This window comes from Streptomyces sp. NPDC088706, from assembly GCF_044752765.1.
Classification (GTDB): domain Bacteria; phylum Actinomycetota; class Actinomycetes; order Streptomycetales; family Streptomycetaceae; genus Streptomyces.
Genome location: NZ_JBIVLW010000009.1, coordinates 65255 through 86464 on the forward strand (window position 1 = coordinate 65255; position 21210 = coordinate 86464).

The 21210-nt window shown below is 72.3% G+C and carries 15 protein-coding genes and 2 pseudogenes; 9 read left to right on the plus strand and 8 right to left on the minus strand.

The window, feature by feature from the left end:
* Positions 1 to 63 precede the first annotated feature (63 nt).
* Positions 64 to 1794 (minus strand): BTAD domain-containing putative transcriptional regulator, encoded by a 1731-nt coding sequence (locus ACIQAK_RS21170; protein ID WP_401848716.1) that lies wholly within the window; start codon positions 1792 to 1794, stop codon positions 64 to 66.
* A 779-nt stretch (positions 1795 to 2573) separates the two neighbouring features.
* Between ACIQAK_RS21170 and ACIQAK_RS21175 the strand changes: the two genes are divergently transcribed.
* Positions 2574 to 3311 (plus strand): TetR/AcrR family transcriptional regulator C-terminal domain-containing protein, encoded by a 738-nt coding sequence (locus tag ACIQAK_RS21175; RefSeq protein WP_366390048.1) that lies wholly within the window; start codon positions 2574 to 2576, stop codon positions 3309 to 3311.
* On the opposite strand, the gene ACIQAK_RS21180 is transcribed toward ACIQAK_RS21175, so the two are convergent.
* Entirely contained in the window at positions 3312 to 4229 is a 918-nt protein-coding gene (locus ACIQAK_RS21180; protein ID WP_366390047.1) for a pyridoxamine 5'-phosphate oxidase family protein, read from the minus strand.
* Between the two features lie 139 nt (positions 4230 to 4368).
* The gene (gcl, locus tag ACIQAK_RS21185; protein WP_366390046.1) at positions 4369 to 6153 is read right to left on the minus strand and encodes a glyoxylate carboligase; all 1785 of its coding nucleotides are present in this window, start codon (positions 6151 to 6153) and stop codon (positions 4369 to 4371) included.
* Positions 6154 to 6438: 285 nt separating this feature from the next.
* On the opposite strand from gcl, the gene ACIQAK_RS21190 reads away from it, so the two are divergent.
* The 3 genes from ACIQAK_RS21190 to ACIQAK_RS21200 all read left to right on the plus strand — a co-directional run bounded on the left by ACIQAK_RS21190 (position 6439) and on the right by ACIQAK_RS21200 (position 8146).
* The gene (locus tag ACIQAK_RS21190) at positions 6439 to 7149 is read left to right on the plus strand and encodes a hypothetical protein (RefSeq protein ID WP_366390045.1); all 711 of its coding nucleotides are present in this window, start codon (positions 6439 to 6441) and stop codon (positions 7147 to 7149) included.
* Positions 7150 to 7345: 196 nt separating this feature from the next.
* Positions 7346 to 7939 carry a GNAT family N-acetyltransferase gene (locus ACIQAK_RS21195; RefSeq protein WP_366390044.1) on the plus strand — a complete coding sequence of 198 codons (594 nt, stop codon included), beginning with the start codon at positions 7346 to 7348 and terminating at the stop codon, positions 7937 to 7939.
* A 9-nt stretch (positions 7940 to 7948) separates the two neighbouring features.
* Entirely contained in the window at positions 7949 to 8146 is a 198-nt protein-coding gene (locus ACIQAK_RS21200; RefSeq protein WP_366390043.1) for a hypothetical protein, read from the plus strand.
* Between the two features lie 46 nt (positions 8147 to 8192).
* Here ACIQAK_RS21200 and ACIQAK_RS21205 read toward each other — a convergent pair.
* Together ACIQAK_RS21205 and ACIQAK_RS21210 are read right to left on the minus strand one after the other, a co-directional pair.
* Positions 8193 to 9789, minus strand: a pseudogene (locus ACIQAK_RS21205) (AMP-binding protein).
* Positions 9786 to 11462 carry an AMP-binding protein gene (locus tag ACIQAK_RS21210; protein WP_366390042.1) on the minus strand — a complete coding sequence of 559 codons (1677 nt, stop codon included), beginning with the start codon at positions 11460 to 11462 and terminating at the stop codon, positions 9786 to 9788. Before ACIQAK_RS21210 ends, ACIQAK_RS21205 begins: the two are co-directional and overlap by 4 nt.
* Before the next feature lie 132 nt (positions 11463 to 11594).
* Here ACIQAK_RS21210 and ACIQAK_RS21215 point away from each other — a divergent pair, with 132 nt between their 5' ends.
* On the plus strand, positions 11595 to 12437 hold the full coding sequence (locus tag ACIQAK_RS21215) for a helix-turn-helix transcriptional regulator (protein WP_366390041.1): 843 nt from the start codon (positions 11595 to 11597) through the stop codon (positions 12435 to 12437).
* A 32-nt stretch (positions 12438 to 12469) separates the two neighbouring features.
* On the opposite strand, the pseudogene ACIQAK_RS21220 reads toward ACIQAK_RS21215, so the two are convergent.
* Positions 12470 to 13144: pseudogene (locus ACIQAK_RS21220) on the minus strand (DNA glycosylase AlkZ-like family protein); the annotation flags it as partial.
* 119 nt (positions 13145 to 13263) lie between these two features.
* Between ACIQAK_RS21220 and ACIQAK_RS21225 the strand changes: the two are divergent.
* Positions 13264 to 14145 (plus strand): DMT family transporter, encoded by an 882-nt coding sequence (locus ACIQAK_RS21225; RefSeq protein WP_366390040.1) that lies wholly within the window; start codon positions 13264 to 13266, stop codon positions 14143 to 14145.
* A gap of 7 nt (positions 14146 to 14152) precedes the next feature.
* Here the strand turns inward: ACIQAK_RS21225 and ACIQAK_RS21230 are convergent, their stop codons facing one another.
* Both ACIQAK_RS21230 and ACIQAK_RS21235 read right to left on the minus strand, forming a co-directional pair.
* Positions 14153 to 15190, minus strand: coding sequence for a glutathione S-transferase C-terminal domain-containing protein (locus tag ACIQAK_RS21230; RefSeq protein ID WP_366390039.1), 1038 nt, complete (start codon positions 15188 to 15190; stop codon positions 14153 to 14155).
* Positions 15187 to 16686, minus strand: coding sequence for an MFS transporter (locus ACIQAK_RS21235; protein ID WP_366390038.1), 1500 nt, complete (start codon positions 16684 to 16686; stop codon positions 15187 to 15189). Before ACIQAK_RS21235 ends, ACIQAK_RS21230 begins: the two co-directional genes overlap by 4 nt.
* Before the next feature lie 115 nt (positions 16687 to 16801).
* On the opposite strand from ACIQAK_RS21235, the gene ACIQAK_RS21240 reads away from it, so the two are divergent.
* The 3 genes from ACIQAK_RS21240 (at position 16802) to ACIQAK_RS21250 (ending at position 21192) form a co-directional block, all read left to right on the plus strand.
* Positions 16802 to 17197: a VOC family protein gene (locus ACIQAK_RS21240; protein ID WP_366390037.1), complete on the plus strand. Its 396-nt coding sequence runs from the start codon at positions 16802 to 16804 to the stop codon at positions 17195 to 17197.
* 179 nt (positions 17198 to 17376) lie between these two features.
* Positions 17377 to 18459, plus strand: coding sequence for a glycoside hydrolase family 5 protein (locus ACIQAK_RS21245; RefSeq protein WP_366390036.1), 1083 nt, complete (start codon positions 17377 to 17379; stop codon positions 18457 to 18459).
* Between the two features lie 324 nt (positions 18460 to 18783).
* A complete protein-coding gene (locus ACIQAK_RS21250; protein WP_366390035.1) occupies positions 18784 to 21192 on the plus strand; it encodes an endonuclease/exonuclease/phosphatase family protein in 2409 nt (802 codons plus the stop codon).
* Positions 21193 to 21210: the final 18 nt, after the last annotated feature.

Here is a 21210-nt window from a genome sequence, read left to right on the forward strand (position 1 = left end):
CCTTCTCTCCGGCGAGGCGGATGCGGTGAACCGTGTCCGCCTCGCCGGCCGTTCGGCCGGCGGCTACCGCAGGACGACCGTGCGGACGTCGGCCATCTCCACCTGTACGGGCGCCGGCGCCTCGCGCCCGACCCCGGTCTCCCACTCGACCAGGCGGATCAGCGCCGCCTCACGGTTCCCCGGCGACTCGCGCTCCGCGCAGGCGGCGGCGAACCGCTCGACGATGGCGGAGAGCGGGACGGCGGGATTGGCCGCCAGCTCCTCGGCCGCGATCCGCAGGGCCAGCGGCAGCCCGCCGCACAGCCGCACCAGCCGTACCGCGGCCGCCTCCTGCCCCCGGAGCCGGCCGCCGCAGAGGCTGGTGAGCAGGGACGCCGCGTCATGGTCGGCCAGCGGGCCCATCGTGAGCACATGGGCGCCGTCGCGGACGGCCAGTCCGCTGAACCGCTGCCTGCTGGTGGCCAGGACGCAGGACGAGCCGCGCGGTATCAGCGGTCTCAACTGGTCGGCGCCGAGTGCCTCGTCCAGCACCACGAGCATCCGGCGGCCGTGCAGGAGGCTGCGGTAGAGGGTGGTGCGGCCGGCCACGTCGGCGGGCATCCGGGAGCGCTCGACGCCGAGGCTGGCCAGGAGCTGCTCCAGGGCGTCCGACGCGGTCAGCGGCCGGCCCTGGCGGCCCGTGCCGCACAGGTCCACGTAGAGCTGCCCGTCCGGGAAGCGGTCCAGCAGCCGGTGGGCCAGCTCCAGCACGAACGCCGTCTTGCCGACGCCCGGGGGGCCGTCGACGACGGCGATGGGGGTGCCGGCGCCGTAGACACACCGCTCGTCGTCCAACAGCTCCTCGAACCGTGCCAGTTCGGCGGAGCGTCCGACGAAGCCCCGGGCCTGCGGGGGCAGCTGCACCGGGCGGGAGAGGTCAGGGGCGCCGCCCCGTCTTCGCCCGGTGCTCCGCACCGACCCCTCGCCCTCCCTGCGCAGCCTCGGGTGACCGGCCAGGATCTGCTGGTGCAGGCTGCGCAGTTCGGCGCCCGGCTCGATGCCCAGCTCCCGGTTGAGCAGTTGCCGGGTCTCGGTGTAGACGGCCAGGGCGTGCGCCTGGCGTCCGCAGCGGTAGAGAGTGAGCATCAGCAGCCAGCGCAGCTTCTCGCGCAGCGGCTCCTCGCCCACGGCGGCGGAGAGTTCGGTGACCACCTCCGCGTGGCGCCCGGCCTCCAGCATGTCGGCGGCCCACTCCTCGACGGCGGTCAGCCGCAGGTCCCGCAGCCGGGTCCGCTCCACGGCGGCGAACGGTCCCGGGACCCCGGAGTACGCGTCACCGCGCCAGAGCGCGAGGGCCTCCTCGTACCACCGCACGGCCTCGTCCGGACTGCCCCCGGTCCGCGACCTGCGGGCCTGGGCGTGGCGGCGGGTGAAGAGCGTGGCGTCCACCTGATCCGGGTCCATGCGCAGGCAGTAGCCGCCGGAGACCGAGGTGAGGATCGCCCCCGCCTCGCGCCGGCTGCGCCCGGGTTCCAGCGCGCGCCGCAGCCCGGCCACGTAGGTATGGACCCCGTTCGTCGCAGTTTGCGGGATGTCACCGTCCCACAGCGCGTCGACGATGTTGTCGACGCCGACCACCTCGCCCGCCCGGCTGGCGAGCAGAGCGAGCACCGCTCGCTGCTTGGGGGGCCCCAGAGGCACCTCCTGGCCGTCCCGCCAGACACGTACCGGCCCTAAGAGCTGTATGCGCAACGGTTCCCCCGACGTGGACAACACTCGGTCGCCTCCTGAGTTCGTGATGGGTGCGCACCGCACCGCTTCGGTACGGCGGCTGGGTGATGGGTCGTCCGGGGCGCGGCTCGCGCCGGGTCCCGGTGGGGCGCCCCGGGAGGCGCCGCGACGGTGCACCGGATCCACGAGGGGGCTCCGGGACGGGCCGGTCCGGCCCACGGGCGCTCCGGGGAGGGCGGCGGGCCGGGCGGTGGAGCGGGACGGCTCCGGGTGGTCGCGCCCGGAGCCGGGCGGGCGCAGCTCAGGGCCAGTGGCCCGGACACGCCCGCGACATCGCGCTCCGCGTGGATGTTTCGCCGGCGGTTCCCCGGCGGGGTGAATGACATCGGGTGGAATTCAGACACCCGACAGGATTGCGGGCGGCACGTTTCCTTTCGCAGCCCGTACCTGCCTTAACGATCAACACGGCCTCGCCGTCGATGACCACTTCAGGCGCCTCTCTTCCGGCCATTCCTGTATCCATAAGACGTACGCGTAAGATAACAGTAGCGGGACGACAGTGGGTTGTCACTCACGCCTTTTCATACTGCCGATACAGGCCAACTCGGCCTGTGCGGCGGGTCTGTGGCGGTACGCGAGGTGATCCCTCCGCTTCCGCGCACTTCCCCGCCGGACGGCCGCGCATTCCCCGGACGTCCAGTTTATGTGCAGCGCCCTTCTGTCAAGCTTTCCGTTCCAGGTATTCACCGCCCGGCAAGATGCCGCCGCCTTCCCCTGCCCAGGATGCGGATTCGCCCACGTGGCCGGAACAATCGGCCCGATCCGGCCGGTTCGCAGGTTGCCTCGCGAAGAAAGATGGATGTATGGAGCCCCGCGGACAACGCTCCGGCCGAACCGGCCGCCCACCCCGCCTCTCGCAGGAGGCGATCCTCGTCGCCGCCCAGCGCATTCTCGACACGGAGGGTCCGGAGCACCTCTCCATGCGCCGGCTGGCCCGGGAGATGTCCAGTACGGCCATGGCCCTCTACCACCACGTACAGGACAAGGACGAGCTCCTCCTGCTGCTGCTCGACGCGCACGCCAGGCGCTACCCGCGCCCGGTGCTGCCGAGTGAACCGCGCACCCGGCTCCTCGCCTCCGCCCAGGTACTGCACGACCTCCTCGCGGACTGTCCGTGGATCGTGGAGGTGCTCTCCTTCGACGACTTCGTCAGCGAGTCCGCGCTGTGGATCGTGGAGAACATCGTCGACGCGGCGGTCGGGTGCGGGATGACGCTGGAGGACGCCGTGTACGCGTACCGCGTGATCTGGCACTACATCACGGGCGAACTCGCCATCCGCGTCAGCCGGGAGCGCCTCCGGACCCGGGCGGCGCGTCCTGAGTACCGTCAACACGCCCTGGACTTCGTGGACCCGGCGGACTTCCCCCGGCTGAGCGCGGTCGGCAGGCGGTGGGCCGGACTGACCTCGCGGGACGATCACCGCAAGGGCCTCGAAGCCGTCGTCGCCGGACTGCTGGAACAGCGGACCGGGGTGGCGCGGCGGCAGGCCGAGGTGGTGGGGGCCGCGGCCGATGCCGTGCGGGCATGTCCGTGCTGCTGACTAGCCCGGCGCCACAGGCGGGTTGAACCGGGAGAAGTCCGGTTCGCTCCAGCGCAGCCGCACCGCGTCCTGGGTCTCCTGGACGGCCTCGATGCGGAACTCCACCAGGCGCTGCGCTCCCGGTACGGCCGCCGCCCCGGCGTCGTCCCAGACGGTGTGCGCGCCACCGGAGAGCTGAAGGAGCGCTCCGGTCTCCCAGTCGGGCACCAACAGCCCTGCACGCGGGTGCAGTTCGAGGTTGCCCAGGGTGAGGAACATGGCGTTGCCCGCGTAGTCGGGCCAGCGCAGCCGGGTGGGCGTGAGCACCTGGAGGAAGCCGGGGTTGCCGCCGCGGTGCGAGGCGTCCGCGTCGCCGTCCGGGGAGGCGGTGGCGATGAAGAAGCTGTCGGAGGTGGCGAGGGTGAGCTGCTGGACGGTGCTCAGTGCCTCGCCCCGGCGGATCGCCGTACGACGGCCGCCCCGGTCCGGCGGGAGCAGGACGTACTCCCGCCGCTGGAGGTACTTGGGGCAGTTGCCGATCACCTGGTCGAGAGCGACCCGTACGCCGTCGGCCTCGGGCGTCGCGGTGCCGTTGAGGCGGATACGGCGGCGGGTGGCCGGCTCGACGGCGATCATGCCGACCTGGGTACCGCGCTCCCGGAGCACCGGGCCGAGCGGGTCGTCGGCCGCGGGCAGCGCGCCGATCGTCAGGGTGCGGGGGTCCGGCACCCCGAGGAAGCCGGGCTCGCCGGTGAGCAGGGTGCTCCAGAGCCGTCCGGCCGCGTCGGCCGCACCGAGAACGATCATCGGCTGCCGGGCCAGGAACTCCGCGGCGGCGTCCGGTACCGCGTCGCGGATGGCGCGGAGCGAGCCGGACGCCGGGTCCCGCAGCCCGGCCCGGTGCTGAACGGTGAGTTCCCCGTGGTGGTAGTCGGCCATGGCCCGCTCTCCGCCCTTCGCCCTCCGGTCGGCCCGCGACGGGGCCGGGCCCCCGGACGACTGTACCTCCCGTACCCGGGAAGGCCCCCGCGCCGGAGAGGAGTCCGGGGCGGGGGCCTTGTTCAGGGGTGACCGTGGGTCAGGACACCGTCAGCGGGCGGATCGCGGTGGGAGCGTGGGACGGGTCCGTGGCGATGTCCTCGAACTCGTTGACCGAGGCGATGTCGGTGCCGCTCATCGAGATGTTGGTGACCCGCTCCAGGATCGCCTCGACGACGACCGGGACCCGGAACTCCGCGGCGAGCTTCTTCGCCTCCTCGAAGGCGGACAGCAGCTGGTCCGGTTCGGTGACCCGGATGGCCTTGCAGCCGAGGCCCTCGACGACCTTGACGTGGTCGACGCCGTAGACGCCCAGCTCCGGGGAGTTGAGGTTCTCGAACTCCAGGTTGACCTGGAAGTCGATGTCGAAGTTGCGCTGCGCCTGGCGGATGAGGCCCAGGTAGGAGTTGTTCACCAGGACGTGGACGTACGGGATGCGGTGCTGCGCGCCGACGGCCAGCTCCTCCAGCATGAACTGGAAGTCGTAGTCGCCGGAGAGGGCGACGACCGTGCCCTCCGGGTCGGCGGTGGCGACGCCCAGGGCGGCCGGGATCGTCCAGCCGAGGGGGCCCGCCTGGCCGCAGTTGATCCAGTGGCGCGGCTTGTAGACGTGCAGCATCTGCGCGCCGGCGATCTGGGAGAGCCCGATGGTGGTGACGTAGCGGGTCTCGGGGCCGAACGCCCGGTTCATCTCCTCGTAGACGCGCTGCGGCTTGAGCGGCACGTTGTCGAAGTGGGTGCGGCGCTGGAGGGTCGCCTTGCGCTCCTGGGTGGAGGCGGCCCAGGCCGAGCGGTCCTTCAGCTTGCCCGCGGCCTTCAGCTCGCGCGCCACCTCGACGAAGAGCTCCAGCGCGGCCTTGGCGTCGGAGGCGATGCCGAGGTCGGGGGCGAAGATCCTGCCGAGCTGGGTGGGCTCGATGTCGACGTGGACGAAGGTGCGGCCCTGGGTGTAGACGTCCAGCTTGCCGGTGTGGCGGTTGGCCCAGCGGTTGCCGATGCCGAGGACGAAGTCGGACTCCAGGAAGTTCGCGTTGCCGTAGCGGTGCGAGGTCTGCAGGCCCACCATGCCGGCGTTCAGCTCGTGGTCGTCGGGGAGGATGCCCCAGCCCATCAGGGTCGGGATGACGGGGACGCCGGTCAGCTCGGCGAACTCCACCAGCAGCTCGGAGGCGTCGGCGTTGATGATGCCGCCGCCCGCGACGAGCAGCGGGCGCTCCGAGGCGTTGAGCAGCTCCACGGCCCGCTCGATCTGCTTGCGGGAGGCGGCGGGCTTGTGCACCGGGAGGGGCTCGTACAGCTCGGGGTCGAACTCGATCTCGGTGAGCTGGACGTCGATCGGCAGGTCGATGAGGACCGGGCCCGGACGGCCGGTGCGCATCAGGTGGAACGCCTGCTGGAAGACGCCGGGGACCTGGGCGGCCTCCAGGACGGTGGTCGCCGCCTTGGTGACCGGCTTGGCGATCGAGGCGATGTCGACGGCCTGGAAGTCCTCCTTGTGCAGGACGGCGGTCGGGGCCTGGCCGGTGACGCAGAGGATCGGGACGGAGTCGGCGATGGCGGAGTACAGACCGGTGATCATGTCGGTGCCCGCCGGGCCCGACGTGCCGATGCAGACACCGATGTTGCCGGCCTTCGCCCGGGTGTAGCCCTCCGCCATGTGGGAGGCGCCCTCGACGTGCCGGGCCAGCGTGTGCCGCACCCCGCCGGAGGCCTTGAGGGCCGCGTAGAAGGGGTTGATCGCCGCACCCGGCACACCGAAGGCGTTGCTGACGCCTTCGCGCTTGAGGATCTCAACTGCCGCACGGGCAGCGGTCATACGAGGCATTGAGTGCTCCTGCTCGGGATTGGTGGAGTCGGGCTCTGTCGCGCCACCTGAGAGCACCAATTCCGTATTGCGGAAAATTAGTTCTGCTATACGGAAGCAATCTAGGACGCGGCGCGGTCGCCGTCAAGAGCGGACGCCTCCGGCGGCTCGGGAGCGGGTCCGGGCGCCCGTCGGCCGTAAGTACGCCCATTCCCTCCCGGAAACCCCGCTCCTGGTGGACGATGGGATGACGAGGGGGGCACGGAGCGCAGCCGTCCCGCGCGTCCGTGCCGAGGGGAGACGATCGTGAAGTCCGTGCCGGTACGGTGCCCGGTCTGCGGCCGGGACCACGCCTACGTCACACCGGCCTACCCGTGCCCGTGCGGAGCGCCCACCGCCCCGCCGCTGCTGGACGGCGCCCCGCCGGTCCCGGTCGCCCGGCGCACCTGGGACGAGGACTGGGTCACCGTCCGGTGCCCGGCCTGTGACCGGCGGGACCAGTGGCCCCAGCCGGAGCTGTGCTGCCCGTGCGGGGCCCTGCTGCGGATACCGGTGCGGCCGGTGGACGAGGCGGACCCGCCGGCCGGGCCCGTCCCCCCGGCGCACATCCCGCTGCCGCGCACCGGCGCCCACCCGCGCCCCTCGTTCCGGCCGCGGACGATCCGCACCGGGCATGACGCGGTGAGCGCGGCCGCCCTCTACCTCACCTGGCTCGGCTACCGCGAGGTGGCCAGGCCCCGGGTGCGCACCGCGGGCGGGATCGATCTGAAGGCCACCGGACTCGTCGCCCAGGTCGACGCCACGACCCGGCCGGTGGAGCTGCGCGCGGTGGAGTGCCTCTGGCTGAACGCCCTGGGCGCGTCGGCGGCCGGGGTGTTCTTCTCGCTCGCGGGGTACGGGGCCGAGGCGCGGGCCCGGGCGGACGGTGTCGGCCTGCCGCTCTTCGTCATGGACCTCTCGGGGGCGCCGCGGCCGGTGAACAGCCCGGCGGACGAGCTGGTCAGCACCGGGGCCTGAGCTCCAGGTCCTCAAGGTGGCATCGGTGCCCGGGGCCTGAGCGCCAGGTCCTCAAGGTGGCGTCGGTACCCGGGGCCTGAGCGCCAGGTCCTCAAGGTCGCGTCGCTGCCCGGGGCCTGAGCGCCGGACGCTCCGGGGAGGGATGTTTTCGGGCCACCCCGTACCGGCGGCCCGCCGGGCGCGGCACACTGAGTACATGCGTATCCGCTCCGCCAGACGCTCCGATCTCCGCCTTCTCCAGGACATCGAGCGCGCCGCAGGGGAACCCTTCCGCACCCTCGGCATGCATTCCGTGGCCGACGACGATCCGCCCCCGCTCGACCTGCTGGAGAGCTACCGGCGGGCCGGCCGGTGCTGGGTGGCCAGCGATCCCCTCTCCGCCACCGGCGACCGTCCGCTCGGCTATGTGATCGCCGACCCCGTCGACGGGGCGCTGCACATCGAGCAGATCTCGGTGGACCCGGTGGCGGCCCGCCGGGGCATCGGCCGCCTGCTGATCGACCGGCTCGCCGCACTCGCCCCCGGACAGGGACTCACCGCGCTCACCCTGACCACCTTCAGCGATGTGCCGTGGAACGCCCCGTACTACACCCGCATCGGCTTCCGGGTGCTGCCCGAGAGCGAGATCGGCGACGGGCTGCGCACGATCCGCGGGGAGGAGGCGCAGCACGGCCTGGACCGCTGGCCACGGGTCTGCATGCGGCGCGACCTCCTGCCCGCCCGGCCCTCGGCGCCGGCTGCGACCACGGCTTCGGCGTCGGCGACCGTGGCTGTCAGTGGCGCCCCGTAAGCTGAAGGCATGGATTTAACTCCACGTCATACCGAACAGCCCGGCGTCGCGTCCGCCGCTCAGGCGAACGAGGCCATCCGCGCGCTCGTCGACTCGCGGGCGGGCCAGGACTGGTCCGCCATGGAGTCGGCGACGTACGAGGTGCTGCTCATCGAGTGGGCGGCGGCGACCCGGTCGGTCGGCTCCGACATCATCGAAGCCGCCTGACCGGACCGCCACCGCGAGATGCCCGGTCGCGGCTGCCGGGCGGCCTTCAGTCGGCGTACATCTCCCGCAGCTCGATCTTGCGGACCTTCCCGCTGACCGTCATGGGGAAGGAGTCGAGGACCCGCAGCCCGCGCGGGATCTTGTAGTGGGCCAGCCGCTCCCGGCAGTACGCGGTGATCTCCTCCAGGACCGGCGGGTCGGCCGGGTCCCGGGCGATGACGCAGGCCAGGATCTCCTCCCCGTAACGCTCGTCGGGCACGCCGACCACCTGGACGTCGGCGATCTTCGGGTGGCCGTGCAGGAACTCCTCGATCTCCCTCGGGTACACGTTCTCGCCGCCCCGGATGATCATGTCCTTGATCCGGCCGACGACCTGGACGTATCCGTCACCGCGAGGTCCCCGGTGTGCATCCAGCGGCCCGCGTCGATCACTTCGGCGGTCCGGTCGGGCTGGTCCCAGTAGCCGAGCATCACGCTGTAGCCCCGGGTGCACAGTTCGCCCGCACGGCCGCGCTCCAGGGTGACACCGGTCGCCGGGTCGACGACCTTGACCTCGATGTGCGGCAGCGCCCGGCCGACCGTGCCGGTGCGGCGCTCCAGGTCGTCGTCCCGGCGGGTCTGGGTGGAGACCGGCGAGGTCTCCGTCATGCCGTAGCAGATGGACACCTCGGCCATGTGCATCTCGGCGATCACCCGCTTCATCACCTCGACCGGACAGGGCGAACCGGCCATGATCCCGGTGCGCAGCGAGGAGAGGTCGTAGCGGGAGAAGTCCGGCAGGTTCAGCTCGGCGATGAACATCGTGGGGACGCCGTAGAGCGCGGTGCAGCGCTCCCGCTGGACGGCGGCCAGCACGGCGGCGGGTTCGAAGGACGGCCCCGGGATCACGATGCACGCGCCGTGCGAGGTGATGGCGAGGTTGCCCATCACCATGCCGAAGCAGTGGTAGAAGGGCACCGGCAGACAGACCCGGTCGGCCTCCGTGCAGGCGATCATCTCCCCCACGAAATAGCCGTTGTTGAGGATGTTGTGGTGGAAGAGGGTGGCCCCCTTGGGGAAGCCGGTGGTGCCCGAGGTGTACTGGATGTTGATGGGGTCGTCGCAGGACAGCTCCGCTTCGCGCGCGGCCAGTTGTGCGGTGCTGACGGCCGGGGCGGCGGCGGTCAGCTCGGTCCAGGACGGGTCGCCGATGTAGTGGACGGCCCGCAGGGTGGGGCAGTCGGCCCGGACCTGGCCGACGAGGGCGCGGTAGTCGCTGGTGCGGTGGGCGAGGGAAGCCACCAGCAGACAGATGCCGGCCTGTTTCAGGACGAACTCCAGCTCGTGCGCCCGGTAGGCGGGGTTGATGGTGACCATGACGGCCCCGATGCGGGCGGTGGCGTACTGCAGGAGCACCCACTCGGGGCAGTTGACCGCCCAGATGCCGACCCGGTCGCCCTCTCCACCCCCGACGCCATCAGGGCGCGGGCCAGCTCGTCGACGTCCGCGCCGAACTCCGTGTACGTCCAGCGACGGCCGGAGACCACGTCGACCAGCGCCTCGCGGTCCCCGTGGGCGGCGATCGCCCGGTCCAGGTTGCGGCCGATGGTGTCGCCGAGCAGGGCGGTGTCGCCGGTGCCGTGCGCGTAGGACAGGCTGCTCACGTGTAGTCCCCCTCGTCGAACTCGGTGCCGGAGCCGAGGGCGGTGCGTTCGCGCAGCTCGATACGGCGGATCTTGCCGGAGACGGTCTTGGGCAGTTCGGCGAACTCCAGTTTGCGGACCCGCTTGTACGGGGCGAGCACCGCCCGCGCGTGCTCGAAGAGGACCTTCGCGGTCTCCGGGCCCGGCTCCCAGCCCTCCGCGAGCACCACATACGCCTTCGGGACCGAGAGCCGCAGCGGGTCGGGGGCGGGCACCACGGCGGCCTCGGCGACCGCTTCGTGCTCCAGCAGGGCGCTCTCCAGCTCGAACGGCGAGATCTTGTAGTCGGAGGACTTGAACACCTCGTCTCGCCGGCCCACGAAGGTGATGTAGCCGTCCTCGTCGCGCGCCCCGATGTCACCCGTGCGGTAGTAGCCTCCCGCCATCGCCTCGGCGGTGCGGTCGGGATCGCCGTGGTAGCCGGTCATCAGGCCGACGGGACGGTCGGCGAGGTCCAGGGAGATCTCGCCCTCGCTCGCGCCCGGCTGGCCCGTGACCGGATCGAGCAGGACGACGGCGTACCCGGGGCTCGGGCGGCCCATGGAGCCGGTCTTGAGGAGCTGGCCGGGGGTGTTGGCGACCTGGACGGCACTCTCCGTCTGGCCGAAGCCGTCCCGGATGGTGACACCCCACTCCCGCCGGACCGTCTCGATGACCTCGGGGTTCAGCGGCTCGCCCGCCGCGACGGCCTCGCGCGGCGGGACCTTCAGCCGGCTCAGGTCGGCCTGGATGAGCATCCGCCAGACGGTGGGCGGAGCACAGAAGCTGGTGACGCCCGAGCGGTCCATCTCGGCCATCAGGCGGGAGGCGTCGAAACGGGTGTAGTTGAAGATGAAGACGGTGGCCTCCGCGGTCCACGGGGCGAAGAGGTTCGACCAGGCGTGCTTGGCCCAGCCGGGCGAGGAGATGTTGAGGTGGACGTCGCCGGGCCGGAGTCCGATCCAGTACATCGTCGCCAAGTGGCCGACGGGGTAGGACACGTGGGTGTGCTCGACCAGTTTGGGCCGGGCGGTGGTGCCGGAGGTGAAGTACAGCATCAGCGGCTCGTCGGCGTCCGTCTCCCGGCCGGGCGTGAAGTCGGCGGAGGCGTCGGCCACGTCCGCGTAACGCCGCCAGCCCGCCACCTCCTCACCCACCGCGATCCGGGTGTACTCCCCCGGCACCTCGTCGAACTTCCCGGTGTCCGCGTCCCGCACCAGCACATGGCGCACCCGGCCGCGCTCCACCCGGTCGCGCAGATCGGCGGGGCCGAGCAGCGGGGTGGCGGGGATGATGACGGCGCGCAGCTTCATCGCGGCGAGCGCGGTCTCCCACAGCTCCACCTGGTTGCCGAGCATCACCAGGAGCCGGTCGCCCTCCCGGACCCCTTGCCCCTTCAGCCAGTTGGCGGCCCGGTCGGAGCGCTCGGACATCGCCGCGAAGGAGACCTCGGTGCGCCGGCCGTCCTCCTCCACGATGTGCAGCGCGGTGCGGTCGTTGTCCTGGGCGATGACGTCGAACCAGTCCAGCGCCCAGTTGAAGCGGTCGGGGCGGGGCCAGCGGAAATCCGCACAGGCCCTCTCGTAGTCCTCGCGGTGCTCCAGCAGGAAGTCCCGGGCGGCCCGGAACGTCTCCGTCGCGCTGGTTGCCGACATGTGCCCTCCTCGTCGCGGACCGGACCGGTCGCCTGACATCATGCAAAGAGTGACCCAGGTCTCACCACCCCCGGACGGGGGTGGCATCACCCCTCGTACGGGGGATGGTTCGCGCGGTGGAGGGGCGTCGGAGTGCCGGAGGCGGTCGATGCGGTCGAGATGCGGGCGGCACTGGCGGGGTTGCGCCGGACGAGCGGGCTGCCGGTCGCGTTCGGCGGTCTGCTGTCCGACGCGCGCCACGCGCGGATCGCCGAGCTGACCGGGGCGCAGACCAGCGCGTTGCGCGGTCTGGTCGTCTCGGCGGGGAGCGGGCTCGGCGGCAAGGCCATCGCGCTGTCGCGGCCCTGCGCGGTGACGGACTACGCGGCCTCGCGCCACATCAGCCACGAGTACGACACGCCGGTGGCGGCGGAGGGGCTGCGCTCGGTCGTCGCGGTCCCCGTCGTGGTGCGGCGGACGGTGCGGGGCGTGCTGTACGGGGCGTTGCGCACGCCGGTGAGCCTCGGGGACCGGACCTTCGACGCGGCGGTCGCGGCGGCCCGTGACGTGGAGCAGGCGCTCGCGGTCCGCGACGAGGTGCGGCAGCTGCTCGCCCTGACCCGGGAGCAGGTGACCGATCCCGGTAGGGCTCCGGGTGCCTGGGAGGACGTGCGCGAGGCCCATCGGGAGCTGCGCGGCCTGGTGCCGAGGGTCCTCGACCCGGCGCTGCGCGACGAGTTGCTGGGCGTCTGCGGGCGCCTCGCCTCGGCTGCCGGGGCGCGGGCCCCGGCGGCCCGTGCGGTGCGGCTCGCACCGCGCGAGGTGGACGTCGTGGCGTGTGTGGCGGCGGGCGCGACGAACGCGGCGGCCGCCCGTCAACTGGGGCTGCGGCCCGAGACGGTGAAGGGGTACCTGCGCTCGGCCATGCGCAAGCTGGGGGCGCACACCCGGCTGGAGGCGGTGGTGGCGGCGCGGCGGGCTGGGCTGCTGCCGTAGAGGTACCCGGTCCCCGGCACCCGGGCCGCTCGGTCCCCGAAGTCCAGGAACGTGCCGAACCGGACGTCGTACGCGGTCGCGTCCGTCATCGCCGCCGGCATCGCACCGCCTCCTCGGTGATCTCCGCCCGCTCACCGCGCCGCAGGGTGCGCAAGGCATGCACGGTCGGGTTCGCCGTGTCCCCGTCCCGCTCGACCCGCCAGACCGCCTCGAAGAACCCGTCGACCAGGACGGTTCCGTACGACTGGTTGACCGAGGCGGGGCCGAACACCCCCAGGTGGCGCAGCACCGTGGCGTCCGGCGCGGGGACCGGCGCCGAGGAACGGCCGAGCCAGTGCTCGACCGTCGTCAGGGCCACCTGCCCGCCGCGCTCCCACAGCCCGCGCGGGGTGACCTGGACCAGTGGCAGCAGGCACCGGGCGGCCACCGTGAGCGCGAGCGGGTCGCCTGCGGCCACCGGCCGAGCAGCTCCTCGCGCAACTCCTTGACGACTCCGTCAGGGCGGAGAGCTCCCGGGGGTCGAACTCGGCCAGCCGCGCGTGGAGCTGGAAGTACGGCGGCCCGGTGTTCTGGGCCTGGAGCCCGAGGAGGTGGGCGACCGCGTCCTTCGCGGACATCGCGGACCGGCGCAGCAGGAGCCGGCGGTCCAGGGTCGCCCGGTTCAGCGCCCGGTCGAAGAGGACGGCGGGGTGCTTCCTGGCAGCCATGGTTCGTACGGTGGCGGCCCCCGCGGACAGGTACGGTCCGCGAGCTCCGAGGTACGGAGGTTACGCCCACCGGCCCCACGCCCCGCGCGCCCCTCCCCCGTCCGCCCCATGATGAACCGGTGATCAGTGTCCTCTTCGCCGTCCTCACCGCGCTCAGCAACGGTTCCGCCTCGGTGCTCCAGCGCCGGGCCGCGATGGAGGTGCCCGACAGCGAGGCGATGCGCCTCTCCCTCATCGGCCACCTGGTGCGCCAGAAGGTGTGGCTGGCCGGGATCGCCCTGGTGATCGTGGCGGCCGTCTGCCAGGCGGTCGCGCTGGCGACCGGGCCGATCTCGGTGGTGCAGCCCATCTTCGTCATCGAGCTGCCGGCGACGCTGCTGCTCGCCGGCTGGATGATGCGGGTGCGAGCGCCGCGCACGGTCTGGTACGGCGTCGTCGCGCTGACCGCCGGTCTCGCCGTCGGGCTGGCGTCGGCCGCACCGGACGACGGCACCGACGCCGTGCGGGGTGCGGACTGGGTCCCGGCGCTGGTGCTGACCGGGGCGTTCGAGGCGGTGCTGGTCGTCGCCGCGCTGCGGGTGCGCGGCAACGCCCGGGCGGCCCTGCTGGGGCTGGCCGCCGCCTGCGGCTACGCGCTGACGGCGGCCCTGATGAAGGACGCCATGGCCCACCTCGGCCCGGGCGGCGGGGCCCTCGCGCTGCTGGCGTCCTGGCAGCTCTACGCGACGGCGGCGGCCGGGGTGGGCGCCCTCTTCCTGCTGCAGAACGCCCTTCAGGCGGGCAGCCTGGTGGCGGTGCAGCCGATGCTGACGCTCGGGGACGCGCTGATCAGCATCGTGTACGGGGTGACCCTCTTCGAGGAGGAGCTGCGCACCGGCTGGTGGCTGCTGCCCGAGCTGGCCGGACTGGGTCTCATCGCCACGGGCTGTGTGGTGCTGGCCCGCTCCCCGCTCGCCACCGACACGCTCGGGCCGCAGCCACCCCCGCCCCGGGTGAGCTGAGACCGGATCAGACCTGGCCGACCGGTGTGACCCGCTCGTCCTGCGGTACGGGCCCCGGGGGCGTGCCGTCGCCGAACGGGCGGCCGCCGAGCTGTTCGCGGTGGTGCGGGGTGGTCCAGCCGGAGAGGTCGGGGCCGAGGGGGACGATGCCGGTCGGGTTGATGCCCGTGTGCACCTGGTAGTAGTGGCGCTTGATGTGGTCGAAGTCGACCGTGTCCCCGAACCCGGGGGTCTGGTAGAGGTCGCGGACGTACCCCCACAGGACGGGGTCCTCGGTGATCTTCGTACGGTTGCACTTGAAGTGGCCGTGGTAGACCGCGTCGAAGCGGACCAGGGTGGTGAAGAGGCGGATGTCGGCCTCGGTGATGGTGTCGCCGACCAGGTAGCGGCGGTCCGCGAGGCGGGCGGAGACCTGGTCGAGGCGGGCGAAGAGGGCCTCGTACGCCGCGTCGTACTCCTGCTGGCCGCTGGCGAACCCGGCCTTGTAGACGCCGTTGTTGATGTCCCGGTAGATGCCCTCCATGACCTCGTCGATCTCCGCGCGCAACGGTTCCGGGTAGAGGTCGGGGGCGCCGGGGCGGTGCAGGGCGGTCCACTCGGTGGCGAGGTCCAGGGTGATCTGCTGGTAGTCGTTGGTGACCAGCTTGCCGCTGGGTACGTCGACGATCGCGGGGACACTGACCCCGCCGGGGTAGTCCTGCTCCCGGGCGTCGTACGCCTCGCTCAGGTAGCGGATGGCGAGCACCGGGTCCTTGCCGCCGGGGTCCAGGGTGAAGCGCCAGCTGCGGTCGTCCTGGACGGGGTCGGTGACGGCGAGGGACAGGGCTTCCTCCAGGCCGAGGAGACGCCGGGAGACCAGGGCGCGGCTGGCCCAGGGGCAGGCGCGGCTGACGACGAGCCGGTAGCGGCCCGCCTCGACGGGCCATCCGTCCTGCCCGTCAGCGGTGACGCGGTCGGCGAAGTGGCTGCGGGACCGCTTGAACGGCTGGTGGCCGTAGGAGGTGTTGCCGTCGCTCCCGGCGCTCTTCTGGGATGTGTCGCTCATGCCGCGCTCCTCGTCGTATCGGTGCGTTCTTCCCGTTCCTGCCGTCTGCCCCGCCGGTCGGCTGCGACATCGGCCAGCGCCACGATCAGTGCGGCCAGCACGAAGGCGACCGAGACGATCAGCCCGTGGTCGTACGCGTCCGCCCAGCCCTCCGTCCCGACCTGGGCGAAGAACACCGCGCCCACGGCCGCGATCCCGACCGCGGAGCCGACCCGCTGCCCGGTCTGGAGGGTGCCCCCGGCGCTTCCGGCCCGGTCCACGGGGACCTCGGCGAGGGTCAGCGTCTGGTTCGGGGCGATCACCAGACCGCTGCCGAGGCCGGCCAGGAGCAGCGGGGCGGCCATCGCCCAGCCCGCGCCGCTGCCGGGAACCCGGTGGACGGCGAGCGCGGTGCCCGCGAGGCCGAGGGCGACCATCGTGAGTCCGGCCGCCACCAGCGGGCGGCCGAACCGCCCGACGAGCCGGCCGCCGATCGACGCGGCGACACCGGAACCGAGGGCGAAGGGGGTGATGGCGAGTCCGGCCTGGAGGGCGGAGTAGTCCTGGCCGGACTGGAGGTAGAGGGTCGTGACGAAGAAGATCGAGGTGAACCCGGCGAAGTAGAGCAGGATCAGCAGGCACCCCAGCCAGTAGGAGCGCAGCCGGAACAGCGAGAGGTCCAGGACCGGGTGGGTGGGGCCGCCCGTGCACCGCGCCTCCCAGGCGACGAACGCTCCGAGCAGCGCGGCGGCGAGCACGACCAGCAGCCACTTGCCGTTGCCGGGCCACTGCTGGGCCTGGACGAACGGCAGCAGCAGGGCCAGCACACCGGCGCCCAGGAGCAGCACGCCGACCGGGTCCAGGTCGCGCGGCCGGACCCGGCCGGCGGAGGGGGTGTCGGGGAGGAGGCGGCGGGCCAGCAGGAGGCAGACAGCGCCGAGCGGGAGGTTGACGTAGAAGACCCAGCGCCAACCGTGGTCGGGGCCCGCCGCCTGGATGAGCAGTCCGCCGAGCAGCGGGCCCACGGCGGTGGAGATCCCGACGACCGTGCCGAACATGCCGAAGGCGCGGCCCCGCTCCCGCCCGGAGAACATCTGCTGGATGAGCGCGGAGATCTGCGGCGAGATCAGGCCGCCCGCGATGCCCTGGACCAGACGGGCGATCACCAGCCACATGCTGGACTGGGCGGCTCCGCAGGCGGCGGAGGCCAGGGTGAACAGGGCGAGCCCCGCCATGAAGACGGCCCGCCGGCCGCGCGCGTCGCCGAGGCGCCCCGAAGGGATCAGGAAGAGGCCGAAGGCGAGGGCGTAGCCGGAGAGCACCCATTGCAGGTCGGACTCGGGGGTGTTCAGGCCCTCGCGGATGGAGGGGAGGGCCACGTTGACGATGGAGACGTCCAGCAGGGTCATGAAGCCCGCCACCAGGCAGACCGCCAGCGCCTTCCAGCGCCGGGGGTCGGGGCCGCCGGGGGCGGCGTCGCGTCCGGCCGGGCCGGGATGCGCCGCGCTCTGTGCCATGGTTCGCACCTTAGGTCGCGCCGAGTGTTTCCTCATCCGGGACGCGATCGCGGCGGGTCCCGGACGGTGTGGCCGGCACGGCGTGTCCGGGGCGGCCGGGGGTACCTGTTCCCGCATGACTGTGGAGAAGACGAGCGTCCTCGTCCTTGACTGTGCCGAACCCATGGAGCTGGCCGAGTTCTACGCCGGTCTGCTCGACGCGGAGACCCGGATCGGCTCCGACCCCGACTTCGTGGAGATCGTCGGCAACGACGGTGTCCGGCTGGCGATCCGCCGGGACCACGGCTACGCACCGCCGAGCTGGCCCCGGCCGGAGGACTCCCAGCAGGCGCATCTGCGGATCCTGGTGAGCCGTGAGGACATCGACGAGGCCGAACGTGAGGCGATCTCGCTGGGGGCCAGGCCCGTCGACACCGGTGACAGCAACAGCGGTCCGCGCGACGTCCGGGTGTACGGGGACCCGGCGGGCCACTCGTTCTCGCTGGCGGTGTACCCGCTGCCACAGGACTGAGGACCGGGCCGGGGAGCCGGCGGCTATAGGCAGGGAGCAAGGGGCTCTTCGGGGCCCCTTCGCTCTTGCGCACGATAGACAGGAAAGTTTCCCAACACTGTTGCGCCAATTGGAAGGAACCTTTACTTTCAGTTCTGCCGCCATGGCGTCTCCCACCCCCGTCCGAAGGGAGCACCACCATGTACCAGCGCACCACTCCCCCCACCGAGCCCGCCCCCACGGCCGGCCGGCGCGGATTCGCCCGTAAGGCCCTGCTCGCCGCGTCCGCGCTCGGCGTGGTCGCCGCACTCCTGGCTCCCGTCCGGGCGGGGGCCGCCCCGGCCCCCGCCGCCGCTCCCCGGGCGACGACCCCGCTCGCCGCCAACGGTCAGCTCTCCGTCTGCGGCCGCCGGCTCTGCAACGCGTCGGGGCAGCAGGTCGCCCTCAACGGCATGAGCACCCACGGCACCCAGTGGTACGCCCAGTGCGTCACCGACGGGTCGCTGAACGCCCTGGCCTCCGACTGGCGCGCCGACGTGCTGCGCGTCTCCACCTACGTACAGGAGGGCGGGTACGAGACCGATCCGGCCGGCTTCACCGCCCGGGCGCAGACGTTCATCGACGCGGCGCACGCGCGCGGCATGTACGCGGTCATCGACTGGCACATGCTCACGCCGGGCGACCCGAACGCGAACCTCGCGCGGGCCAGGACGTTCTTCACCGCGATGGCGAAGAAGTACAAGAACCACCCGGGCGTACTCTACGAGATCGCCAACGAGCCCTCCGGGGTGAGCTGGCCGGCCATCAAGTCCTACGCCGAGCAGATCATCCCGGTGATCCGGGCACAGGACCCCGACGCGGTGGTCCTGGTCGGGACGCGGGCCTGGTCCTCGTTCGGGGTGTCGGAGGGCTCCGACGAGTCGGAGGTGGTGAACAACCCGGTCCGCGCCTCCAACATCATGTACACCTTCCACTTCTACGCGGCCTCGCACCGCGAGGAGTACCTGAGCGCCCTGGACCGGGCATCCGACAAGCTGCCCGTCTTCGTCACGGAGTTCGGGACGCAGAACTACGCGGGCGAGGGCGCCGACGACTTCGCCATGTCGCAGCGCTACCTCGACCTGATGAAGCGCAAGAAGATCTCCTGGACCAACTGGAACTACTCCGACGACCACCGCTCCGGTGCCGTCTTCAGGACCGGCACCTGCAACGGCTCCCACTGGACCGGGACCGGGGTCCTGAAGGAGGCCGGGGTCTGGATCCGCGAGCGCATCCGTCAGTGACCCCGGCCCGCCCCCTGCGCCGTCCGGCCGTACGGCGGCGCAGGGAGGGAGGCGTCGGTGACAGGACGGGCCCCGTGCCGGAACCTGCTCGGCGCCGGGCCGACCGGATGGTGGACGGCCGTCTCACAAGGGCGTGTTGCCCGGATATTGCCGCACGTGAAGGGCGTCTGGCGACCGCGCGAACCGGCCCGGGGATGGTCCGGGTGGAGCCCGGTGACCTGTTCTCCATCCGGATGATGCCGGGAATTAACCGGTGATGCCTTGTCATGCCCTGTTCTACGCGCATAGTTTTTGGCCCTCACTACCAAGTTGGGGGCACCTCCCGTGCAGATATCCAGATCCGGTTCCGTCCTGCTGACCGGCGCCGTCGCCGTCGCGCTCGCGGTGACCGCCCTGCCCGCCGCCCACGCGGCCCCGTCCGCCACCGCGGTGATCGCCGAGGTGTACGGCGGCGGGGGCAACTCCGGCGCGACGCTGACCCGGGACTTCGTCGAGCTGGCCAACGCCGGCTCCACGCCGTTCGAGGTCGGCGGCTTCAGCGTCCAGTACCTGCCGGGCACTCCGTCGGCCGGTTCGCAGTGGCAGGTCTCCGCGCTCACCGGGTCGATCGCCCCCGGCGGCCGCTACCTGCTGGCCCAGGCCGCGGGCACCGGCGGCACCGTCGCTCTGCCCACCCCGGACGCCACCGGCGCCATCGCGCTGGCCGCCGGAAGTGGCACGGTGGCGCTGGTCTCCGGCACCACCCCGCTGACCTGCAGGACCGCGGCCGACTGCGCGGCGGAGCCCCGCATCGTGGACCTGGTCGGCTACGGTTCCGCGGTCGTCCGGGAGGGCAGCGGCCCGGTCCCCGGCGCCGCGGCGACCGCCTCCGTCGCGCGGGCCGCCTCGCTCGCCGACACCGACGACAACGCGGCCGACCTCTCTGCCGGCGCCCCGACCCCCGTCAACGCGGCGGGCGAGACGTCCGGCGGCGGCCAGGAGCCGCAGGAGCCCGGCCCGACCGAGCCCGGCCCCGTACGCATCCACGACATCCAGGGCACGAGCCGGCTCTCCCCGCTCGACGGCACGGCGGTCACCGCCGTCCCGGGCACCGTCACCGGCGTACGGACCACGGGTTCGCGCGGCTTCTGGATCCAGGACACCGCGCCGGACGGCGACGCGCGCACCAGCGAGGGCCTGTTCGTCTACACCGGCTCCGCCGCACCGGCCGTGCAGGTCGGGGACGCGGTCCTGGTGAGCGGCAAGGTGGCCGAGTACTACCCGGGCACCGGCACCCAGTCGATCACCCAGCTCACCGCACCCCGCACCACCGTGCTCTCCTCCGGCAACGCGCTGCCCGCGCCGGCCGTCCTCGACTCCCGTTCGGTGCCCGGCCGTTACGTGCCTTCGGCGGGCGGCGGCGCGATCGACGCGCTGCCGCTGGAACCGCGCCGGTACGCCCTGGACCTGTACGAGTCGCTGGAGGCCGTCCGGGTCGAGATCGCCGACACCCGGGTGACCGGGGCGACGACGGCGTACGACGAGATCTGGGTGACGGTCAAGCCCAGGGAGAACCTGACCCGGCGCGGTGGCACGCTCTACGCCTCGTACGAGGACCAGAACACCGGCCGCCTCAAGGTGATGTCGCTGGACCCGGCACAACCGGTGCCGACGGCGAACGTCGGTGACGTGCTGAAGGGCCGCACCACCGGCGTCCTGGACTACGCCAGTTTCGGCGGCTACAACGTGCAGGCCACCGAGCTGGGCACGCTCGTCGACAAGAAGCTGCGGCGCGAGGTGACCCGCAAGCAGAAGAGGGACGAGCTCGCGGTCGCCACGTACAACGTGGAGAACCTGGACGCGGGCGACGACCAGGCCAAGTTCGACACGCTGGCCGAGGGCGTCGCGGTGAACCTCTCCTCCCCCGACATCGTCTCGCTGGAGGAGATCCAGGACGACAACGGCGCGGTCAACGACGGCACGGTGGGCTCCGAGGCGACGCTGAAGCGGTTCACGGACGCGATCGTGGCGAAGGGCGGGCCGCGTTACGCCTGGCGCTACATCGCCCCCGAGAACAACAAGGACGGCGGCGAGCCGGGCGGCAACATCCGCAACGTCTTCCTCCACAACCCGAAGCGGGTCTCCTTCACCGACCGGCCCGGCGGCGGGGCCACCACGCCGGTCGAGGCCGTGAAGACGCGGCGGGGTGTGAAGCTCTCCGCCTCCCCCGGCCGGATCAACCCGGCGAGCCCGGCCTGGGCGGACAGCCGCAAGCCGCTGGTGGGCGAGTTCACCTTCCGGGGCAAGCCGGTCTTCGTCATCGGCAACCACTTCGCGTCCAAGGGCGGCGACCAGCCGCTGCACGGCCGCTACCAGGAGCCGACGCGCTCCTCGGAGACGAAGCGGATCCAGCAGGCCGCCGAGGTGAACACGTTCGTCACCTCGCTGCTGAAGGCGGACAGGTCGGCGCGCGTCGTCACCCTCGGGGACTTCAACGACTTCGCGTTCTCCCCGACCTTCACGGCGCTGACCAAGGGCAGGGTGCTCAAGCCCCTGATCACCACGCTGCCCGCCTCGGAGCAGTACAGCTACGTCTTCGACGGCAACTCCCAGACGCTGGACCACATTCTGACGAGCCCGGCGATCCGGCGTTTCGACTACGACGTGGTGCACATCAACGCGGAGTTCGCCGACCAGGCGAGCGACCACGACCCGCAGGTGGTGCGGGTGAAGGTCGGCGGCTTCTGGCACTGAGTCCGGAGCCCGGCGGGC